Consider the following 8,350-nt stretch of genomic DNA (forward strand, 5'->3'; position numbering starts at 1 on the left):
CTCGGACGCTGCCGGTGCCCGGGGTCGGTCCGGGGCGGTCCGGGGCGGTCCGGGGGTCGGTCGGGGGACGCCGCCGGGCGGCCGCGTCCCGCAGCCGCCGGTCAGTACCCGCTGGCCGGATCGACCGCGTTGCGCAGCGGCTCACCCGCCAGGTACTTCGCCAGGTTCTCGCGGAACAGCCGGAACACTCCGGTGAAGTGGTCGCGCCCGTCGCTGGAGCAGTGCGCGGAGATGTAGATGTTCGGCGCGTCCCACAGCGGGTCCGTGGCCGGCAGCGGCTCGGTCCGGGCGACGTCGAGCGCCGCGGCGGCGAGATGGCCGGACTCCAGGGCCTCGATGAGGTCCTTCTCGACCACGAACGACCCGCGCCCGACGTTGCAGTAGAACGCGCGCGGCCGCATCGCGGCGAAGGCGGCGGCGTCCATGGTGTCGACGGTGTCCGGGGTTTCCGGCGCCGCGGAGATCACCGCGTCGCATTCGGCGAGCATTGCGTGCAGGTCGTCGGGGTGGAAGAGCCGGTCGACGTGGTCCGCGGGCTTGTCGGTGCGGCGCCGCGTCGCGTACACGGTCATCCCGAACGCCTGGGCGCGCTTGGCGATTTCGCCGCCGATGCCGCCGACGCCGACCAGTCCGAGCGTACGTCCGGACACCTGCGCCCCGAAGACCGCCTGCCAGTTGTGCTCCCGCTGCCGCTCCTCCAACTCGCGGTGCCCCTTGAAGTGGGCGAGCAGCCGGGCGAACGCGAACTCCGAGATGGGCGTGCCGTTGACGCCGGCCGCCGTGGTCGCCGCGACGCGTTCGGTGGGCAGGCCCGCCGAGACGAGTTGCCCGTTGCCCGCCGCGACGCTCTGCACCCAGCGGAGGTTCGGGGCGAGGTCGGCGACGTCGAAGGGGAGGTCGGCGACGAGGGCGACCTCGACGCGTGCCAGGCCCTCGCGCTGATCGGGCGTCAGCTCCGGTGCCCGGGCCCGCAGTCCCGCGTCCGAGGCGGAGCCGGGGCGGCCGCGTTCGGTGCGCAGTTGGTTGTCCTCGACATAGCGGCATTCCACGATCTCGACGCGGGGGTCGAGCGCGCGCAGCGAAGCGAGGTCGGCCTCGTACGTCTCGCGAGGCCGCACGTCCCACGCGGGCGGGTACATGATGCCGACGACGATGGGGGTCATGGCGTCGTTCCTTCCGGTGCGCCCTCGCGCACGTCGTGCCGGACGTCTTTGCGGTCGCGCTTGGGATTGTGCCCCGGGCCGCCCTTGGGGCTGTCCTTCAGGACGTCCTTGAGTACGCCCGGGCGGTGGGTGCGGGCCAGCGCGTCGTCGAGGTACGCCGGGGCGTCCACGGTGTCGACGAACCAGCCGGTCGGGCACATCGTCAGGATCTCCACGAACGAGAACCCCCGGCCCGCGAGTTGGGTGCGGAAGGCGTTCTTGATCATGCGGTTGGTGCGGGTGATGTTGACGGCGTTGTTGACCGCCCCGCGGGCGACGTACGCGGCGCCGTCGAGCTGGGCGATCAGGTCGGCGAGCCGGATCGGATAGCCGTGCGCGGCCGCGTCGCGTCCGTCGAGGGTGTTCTTGGTGCGCTGCCCGAGCACCGTGGCCGCGGTCATGTGTCCGCCGGTCTCGCCGAACACCCCGTTGTTGAGCATGAAGCACGTGATGTTCTCACCGCGCGCGGCGGCGTGCAGGACTTCCTGGAGGCCTTCGTTGACCATGTCGCCGTCGCCCTGGACCGTGAAGACCAGCGTGTCCGGGCGGCAGCGCTTGACCCCGGTGGCCAGCGAGGGCGCGCGCCCGTGCAGCGCCTGGAGTACTTCGATGTCGAGGTTGTTGGAGTAGGCCGTGTAGCAGCCGATGCCGAACACCGCGATGGCACTGGCCACTTGGCCCTGGTCCTCGACCGCCTCCACCATCGAGCGCATGGCGATCGGCTCGCCGCACCCGGGGCACAGATGGTGCGCGCCCACGTCGATGAGGGAGGGGGTGAAGTCGTGGACCAGTTTCGCGCCGCACGCGGGCGGCGCGCCGGTGGGCACGACGGGGAGTTCGGTACGCCCTTGCGTGCTCATGCCACACCTGCCGTTCCGTGCGATCCCGTGGCGGCCGGCGACTCGGTCGTCCCGGACACCGCCGCGTCGTGCACTTCGGTGAGCCGTCGGCGGAGCACGGCGACGTCCAGGTCCGGGGCGATGCCGAACCCCGAGGGATCCAGGCTGAGTCCGCCGATGAACCGCACCGGGACCGCGCCGAGGACGGCGAGCCGCACGTCGTCGAGCATCTGCCCCTGGTTGTTCTCGTAGACGGCCACGACCCTCGCCCCCCGCGCGGCCTCGGCGACGGCCTCGGTCGGGAACGGTACGAGCGTGATCGGGCGGAGGTAGCCGACGCGGCGTCCCTCGGCCCGCAGTTCGCGCACCGCCTGCCGCACGTACGCGCCGGGCGTGCCGTACGCGACGACGACGACCTCGGCGTCCTCGGTGAACTCGGCCTCGAAGCGAGGCGGTTCCTCGGTCACCATGCGCTCCATCACCGTGACGTGGCGGTGGTAGAACTCGGCGAGGTCGTAGCCCGCGTCGGCGCGTCCCGCGGCGTGCCGCTGCTTGGCGTCGCTGAGCGGGGAGATCAGCTTTGCCGCTCCGGTGCCGCCCGAACTGCCGTCCAACGCCCAGTCGCGCGGGGGGAGCGTGGGGAACTCGGGGCGGCCGATGGTGACGGACTGATGCGTGTGGGCGAGGTAGTAGTCGCCCATCACCAGCACCGGGCTCCGCCACTTCTCCGCCAAGTGAAAGGCGAGCTGGGTCAGTTCGACGGCCTCGGGGACGTCGCACGGAGCGAGGACCAGGTGGCGGTAGTCGCCGTGGCCGCCGCCGCGCGTCGCCTGGAAGTAGTCGCCCTGGGCGCGGGCCATGTTGAGGACGACGAGCGGGAGCCGGGCGTACACGATCTCGGCGAGCGACTCCTGCATGAGCGAAAGCCCCTGGCCCGTCGAGCCGGTGGCGGCCGGGGTGCCGGTGGCGGCGGCGCCCCACGCCATGCCGACGGCCTCGAGTTCGCTCTCGGCGTTGATGCAGACGCCGCCCGCTTCGGGCAGGCGTGCGGCCATCCTCTCCAGGACCTCGGTGAACGGGGTCATGGGGTAGCCGGCGAAGAAGCGGCAGCCGGCGGCGATCATGGCCTCGGCGATGGCCGCCGAACCGGGCATGATGCGGGTGGTGTTCGGGTCGGCCGTGGCCGTGTGGGACGTCATGCGCCGCTCCCGTCGCCGGTTGCCTGATCCCCGCCGCCCTGCCCGTCGGCGCCCTGCCCGTCCGCGGGTCGCCCGTCGGCATCCTGCCCGCCGGCGGGCCGCCCGTCGTCCTGCGGTTCGTCGTAGCGGTAGACCTGGAACACGAAGTCGGGGCAGATGGCCGTGCACGCCTTGCAGGCGATACAGCCGGGCAGCAACTGCGGGTAGCGGTATCCCCGTTCGTTGACGATGTCGTCGGTCATGCGCAGTACGCGCGGTGGGCATGCGTCGATGCAGAGTTCGCATCCTTTGCACGCCTCGGTGTCGATGACGAGCGTGCCGAGGCTGACGGTCACGTCGCGACCTCCTGCGGGACGGGAGGCTTCGACCACGCGTCGAGCAGCGGCCCGGCGGCCGCGTACCCGGCACGCAGGGCGGCCTCGTTGGTGGCCAAGTGCCGGTGCCGGTAGGCCGGGAGCACGTGCGGCAGGCGCGCGATGAGGGTGTCGACCTCCGCGATGCGGGTCGCGGAGGCGTACGCCCCGAGCGCGACCATCGTGACCGCGTTGGCGCTTCCGGCCGCGGTGGCCAGTTCGGTGGCCGGGACGCCGACGACAGACCCGGGGTGCCCGGTGTCGCCGCACAGCGTGGTGTTGAGCACGAGCACGCCGTCCGGCCGCAGTTTGGCGAGCGTCGGCGCGGCGTGGGCCGGGTGCAGCACCAGCGCGGACCACGTCGAGCCGATCGTCGGCGGGGACCGCACGGGTTCGTCGCCGAGCACGAGCGTGGTGTCGGAGTTGCCGCCGCGCATCATGCCGCCGTAGGAACCGAAGAACATCGCGTGGCGCCCTTCGGCGACCGCCGCGTCGGCGAGCAGTTCGGTGGCGAGCTGGATGCCTTGGCCGCCGATCCCGGTCCACAGGATCTCGCGTTGCACGAGCCGCGCCTCCCTTCCGGGAAGAGGGTGGGAACAACAGACGTACCTATGAGAACGTTGTTCTGGACAGTAGCGTGCGATGTTCCGGACAACAAGAGCCGGAGGGCACGGGCGGGGCGGCGGGGCCGGACGGCGAGGGAGCCGGTGGCCCGACGATCCGACGGCGCGGCCGGCCCGGCTGGTCCGCACGGTCCGGCCGACAGGCGCCGGACAACAGAGGGCTACACAAAGGGCGACAACAAAGGGGAGTGGGGCGCATGACCGAGGACCAGTCACCTCCCGCGCCCGTGGGGCTTGTGCGTGAGGCCGTGCGGCGTCCGCTGGCGGCCCGCTGGGCGGTCTACACCGAGGAGGTCCAGCGCCTGGTCGACGCGACGTACCGGGTGGTCGAGCGCACCGGCAGCCTGGACCCGACGGTCCGCGAGATCCTGCGCGAGTCCGGCCTGTCGAACCAGGCCTTCTACCGGCACTTCCGGTCCAAGGACGAGTTGCTGGTCGCCCTGCTGGACGACGGCCGCCGGCGGATGGCCGAGTACCTGCGGCGGCGCATGGAGGCCGCCGAGGACACCCCCGGCCGGGTGCGCGGCTGGATCGAGGGGGTGCTCGCCCAGGCGGGCGACCCCGTCGCGGCCGCGCGTACCCGGCCGTTCCTGTCCCATCAGGACCGCCTCGCCGAACTGTTCCCCGCCGAACAGCGCAGCTCGGCCGAGGCGATGCTCGCTCCGCTGGAAGAGGTCCTTCGCTCGGAGTACGCGGAGCGCCGTCCGGATGAAGTGCGCGATCCGTCCGCCGACGCCCTCGCCGTCTACCGGCTGACGCTCGCGGCGCTGCACGACCACCTGCGCGCACGCACCTCGCCCACATCGGACGAGACCGCTCATCTGGTGCGCTTCGCATGCAACGGTCTGGGGATTTCGGTTGTCTGACGACCAGTCAGACTGTTGAATGAGGCCGCTCCCGCTCCCGGCCGGCGGAACGTTTTGTGAGGGGGTATCCGGTGTAGCGCGTGAGGTAGCTCACAGAACGGGCACTATTGATGACAGTACGTCGCCGTTTCTGAGCCCGCTGTGATTCAGTTTCCCTGGCAATCGGACGATATCTGTTCAGAAGACGCTCGCGATTGAGAGCAACCGACGAACGAGAACCACCCCAGAAGCACTGTCGCCGACGCTCGGGGAGACCGATGACCGCCGAGACGGAAACACACGTCCGGTTGGCGACCCTGCGCCTCCTCTACCGGGTCGTCGCGGACCTCAATGCCACCCGCGACCTGCGCGACACACTGCAGGCCGTGGCGGACGGCGTCGTCTCCGGACTCGGCTTCGGCGCCGCGGCGGTCAACGTCGTACGGCCGGATGGCGACCTGGAGGTCGCCGCGGTCGCCGGCAGCGAGGAACTCGCCGCGGCCATGGCCGGCCAGATCGGGCCGCGCTCCGACTGGGAGCGCCTCCTCGCCGTCGCCGAACGTTGGGGCCCTCTCCGGTTTCTGAGCCATCGTCAGGGCCCCGCGGATCCCGGCCGGGTACCCAGTTGGGTGCCGGACATCCCGGTGAGCGACCACCCGGATGCCTGGCACCCGTACGACGCACTCCTCGCGCCGCTCACCACCCCCGAAGGCGAACTCGTCGGCATCCTCTCGGTGGACCTCCCCGTCGACGGACGCAGGCCCGGCCCCTGGCGCTGCGAAGTCCTCGGCATGTTCGCGGCGCAGGCCGCGATCGCCGTCGACAACGCCCGCCTGCGCAGCGAGATGGTCCGCGCGGTCGCCCGGCTGGAGGACGAGCAGCACGCGTTGCGCGCCAGCGAGGAGAGCTTTCGGCACGCCTTCGAGTACGCGCCCAGCGGCATGGTCATGACCGGCGTACGCGGGACCGACCGCGGCCGCCTCCTGCGCGCCAACGACGCGCTCTGCCGCATGCTCGGTTATCCCGCACCCGTCCTGCGCCGCCTCGGCCTCGCCGCGGTCGTACACCAGGACGACCGGGACCTGCTGGCCGGACACCTCGGCGGCAACACCCCGGTGGAGGGCTGCACGGAACTGCGGCTTGCCCGCAGCGACGGGACGTACCGCTGGGTCTCGCTGCGCACCTCGCACGTCGGGGACGGCGACGGAAACCCCCGGTTTCTGCTCACCCACGTCGAGGACGTCGAGGACCGCAGGCTGCGCGAGCAGGCGCTCGTGCACCAGGCCAGCCATGATCCGCTGACCGGGCTGCCCAACGGCCGCGAGCTCCGGGCCCGCCTGGACGCGACGTTCACCCGCATGCCGCGCCTGACCGAGTTCCCGGCCGGGGTGCCGCATCCCGCCGCGGGCCTGGCCGGGGTCGGCGCCGGGCAGGGGCTGCCGCACGGCGCCGGACACGCCGTGCACGCCGGCGGCGCGCAGGGCGGCGGCCACGGCACCGCGCACACCTCGGCACACAACTCCGGCCCAAGCCCCGGCCATGGCGCCGGTCATGGTGCCGGTCACAACACCGCGCACAACGGCGGCCACGGCACCGGCCACGCGGCCGCCGCGGTCAACGGCGTGCCCGCCGTGAACGGCGTCGGGGTCGCCGGGATGCCCGGCGCGGACGGCAAGGGCCTGGCCCTGCTCTTCTGCGACCTGGACGGGTTCAAGCGCATCAACGACGAGTTCGGGCACCACATCGGCGACGTCGTCCTGGTCGAGGTCGCGCGCCGGCTCACCGCCGCGGTCCGCGAGGGCGACACCGTGGCCCGGCTCGGCGGCGACGAGTTCGTGGTGCTGGCCGACGGGATCGGGCGTGACGAAGCCCACGATCTGGCGGTACGCCTGCGCCGCGCGCTCTCCGTGCCGATCCGGGCCGAGGGCGAGACGGTCCCGCTGGACGGCGCCAGCTTCGGCATCGCCTGGGCGGATTCCGCGGAAAAGCCCGAAGACCTGCTGCGTATCGCCGACGAGCGCATGTACCGGCAGAAGCGGGGCCGCGAGCGGGCGCACCGGCGGGCGGGCTGAACGTTCCGCCGACCGGCCCCGTCCTACCGGTCGGTTGCGTCCGTACGGCCGAATCCGCGGGCGGAGGTTTGTCGTCCGCGCGATGGACTGTGGCCATCCTGGCGTCCGTCGCCCGTTAGTGTGATGCACCAGCCTGTCGACTCGAATTGAATCGATGTGCCCGCCGCCAGCCGCCGACCGGCCGCGCGGCGCACACTGACTGACGCACAGGAAGGGCGAACCCGATGACGGTGGGTAACGAGGGAGAGCCGGACGACCCGTACGGCTACCTCTACCGCCCCGGCCCGGGTGACGCGCAGGGCGGCCAGGAAGCGCCCGCGGGGTTCGGCTCGTCACCGTACGTCCAGGTCGGGCAGACGCGGTACGGGCAGCCGCAGCCGTACCAGCAGCCCTATGCCCCCGACCCCCAGGCGACCCAGCCCGTTCCGGGCATGTCCGCGCAGCCCGCGCCGGGCGGACCACCGCCGGGCCAGGTCCCGTCCCCGCGCCGCGACGGCGGCCACGGCGGCGGATCACGCGGCACCTCACGCGGCGGCCGCGGACCGGTGATCGGCGCGATTGTCGCCATCGTCGTCGTGGTGGCGGTGATCGTGGCCGTCGTCGCCATGAACGGCGACGACAAGGACAAGAAGAACGACGCCGCGACCACGCCGTCGCCGTCGACAACCCCGTCGTCTCAGTCCAGCGCCCCGCAGTCGTCGGCGGCCCCGTCGTCGTCCGGGCCGGAGAAGATCGGTGCGGTCGAGGCCGAGGACGCGACGCTCGCCGGTGGGGCCGCCAAGGCCAACGACGGCAAGGGCTACACCGGCAACGGATTCGTGGCCAACCTGGTGAACGGTTCGTCGATCAGTTGGACCGCCGAGGTCCCCAAGGACGGCCAGTACTACCTGCGGATCATCTACAGCAACGCGGAGAGCGGCAAGGGGGCGGACGGGCAACGGCAGTTCAAGCCGCTGGCCGTCTCGGTGAACGGCAAGGCCTCGTCGACGCCGATAAAGCTCTACGGGCTCGGCTCGGACTCCTACGGCTACACGTGGGGGATCGTCAATCTGAAGCAGGGCTCCAACAGCCTTGCCCTGTCGTGCGCCGAGGCCGCGGGTTGTCCGGTGAAGGTGGACAACGTGTCTCTGTCGACCACGCAGCCGACGAACACCGACTGATCCCGGCGCGGTTGCTACGCCGTCCCGTCGGCGCGTGACACCGACACCTGGCCTTCC

At 72.0% G+C, this 8,350-nt stretch carries 8 protein-coding genes; 3 read left to right on the plus strand and 5 right to left on the minus strand.

The window, feature by feature from the left end; genetic code table 11:
- Positions 1–101: 101 nt before the first annotated feature.
- From AB0C36_RS33455 to AB0C36_RS33475, 5 genes are read right to left on the minus strand one after another with little or no spacing between them, the layout of a single operon-like run.
- Positions 102–1,163, minus strand: coding sequence for a D-2-hydroxyacid dehydrogenase (locus AB0C36_RS33455; protein ID WP_358361695.1), 1,062 nt, complete (start codon positions 1,161–1,163; stop codon positions 102–104).
- The gene (locus AB0C36_RS33460) at positions 1,160–2,062 is read right to left on the minus strand and encodes a thiamine pyrophosphate-dependent enzyme (protein ID WP_358361698.1); all 903 of its coding nucleotides are present in this window, start codon (positions 2,060–2,062) and stop codon (positions 1,160–1,162) included. The genes AB0C36_RS33455 and AB0C36_RS33460 overlap by 4 nt, the downstream gene beginning before the upstream one ends.
- A complete protein-coding gene (locus AB0C36_RS33465; RefSeq protein WP_358361701.1) occupies positions 2,059–3,240 on the minus strand; it encodes a hypothetical protein in 1,182 nt (393 codons plus the stop codon). The genes AB0C36_RS33460 and AB0C36_RS33465 overlap by 4 nt, the downstream gene beginning before the upstream one ends.
- The gene (locus AB0C36_RS33470) at positions 3,237–3,575 is read right to left on the minus strand and encodes a 4Fe-4S dicluster domain-containing protein (protein WP_358361703.1); all 339 of its coding nucleotides are present in this window, start codon (positions 3,573–3,575) and stop codon (positions 3,237–3,239) included. The genes AB0C36_RS33465 and AB0C36_RS33470 overlap by 4 nt, the downstream gene beginning before the upstream one ends.
- A complete protein-coding gene (locus tag AB0C36_RS33475) occupies positions 3,572–4,156 on the minus strand; it encodes a 2-oxoacid:ferredoxin oxidoreductase subunit gamma family protein (RefSeq protein ID WP_358361705.1) in 585 nt (194 codons plus the stop codon). Before AB0C36_RS33475 ends, AB0C36_RS33470 begins: the two co-directional genes overlap by 4 nt.
- A gap of 257 nt (positions 4,157–4,413) precedes the next feature.
- Between AB0C36_RS33475 and AB0C36_RS33480 the strand changes: the two genes are divergently transcribed.
- From AB0C36_RS33480 to AB0C36_RS33490, 3 genes are all read left to right on the plus strand, one after another.
- Entirely contained in the window at positions 4,414–5,082 is a 669-nt protein-coding gene (locus AB0C36_RS33480) for a TetR/AcrR family transcriptional regulator (RefSeq protein WP_358361708.1), read from the plus strand.
- Positions 5,083–5,339: 257 nt separating this feature from the next.
- A complete protein-coding gene (locus AB0C36_RS33485; protein ID WP_358361710.1) occupies positions 5,340–7,133 on the plus strand; it encodes a diguanylate cyclase domain-containing protein in 1,794 nt (597 codons plus the stop codon).
- A gap of 224 nt (positions 7,134–7,357) precedes the next feature.
- The gene (locus AB0C36_RS33490; protein ID WP_358361713.1) at positions 7,358–8,293 is read left to right on the plus strand and encodes a carbohydrate-binding protein; all 936 of its coding nucleotides are present in this window, start codon (positions 7,358–7,360) and stop codon (positions 8,291–8,293) included.
- Positions 8,294–8,350 lie beyond the last annotated feature (57 nt).

Origin of the sequence: Streptodolium elevatio (genome assembly GCF_040649515.1) — a bacterium.
Classification (GTDB): domain Bacteria; phylum Actinomycetota; class Actinomycetes; order Streptomycetales; family Streptomycetaceae; genus Yinghuangia; species Yinghuangia elevatio.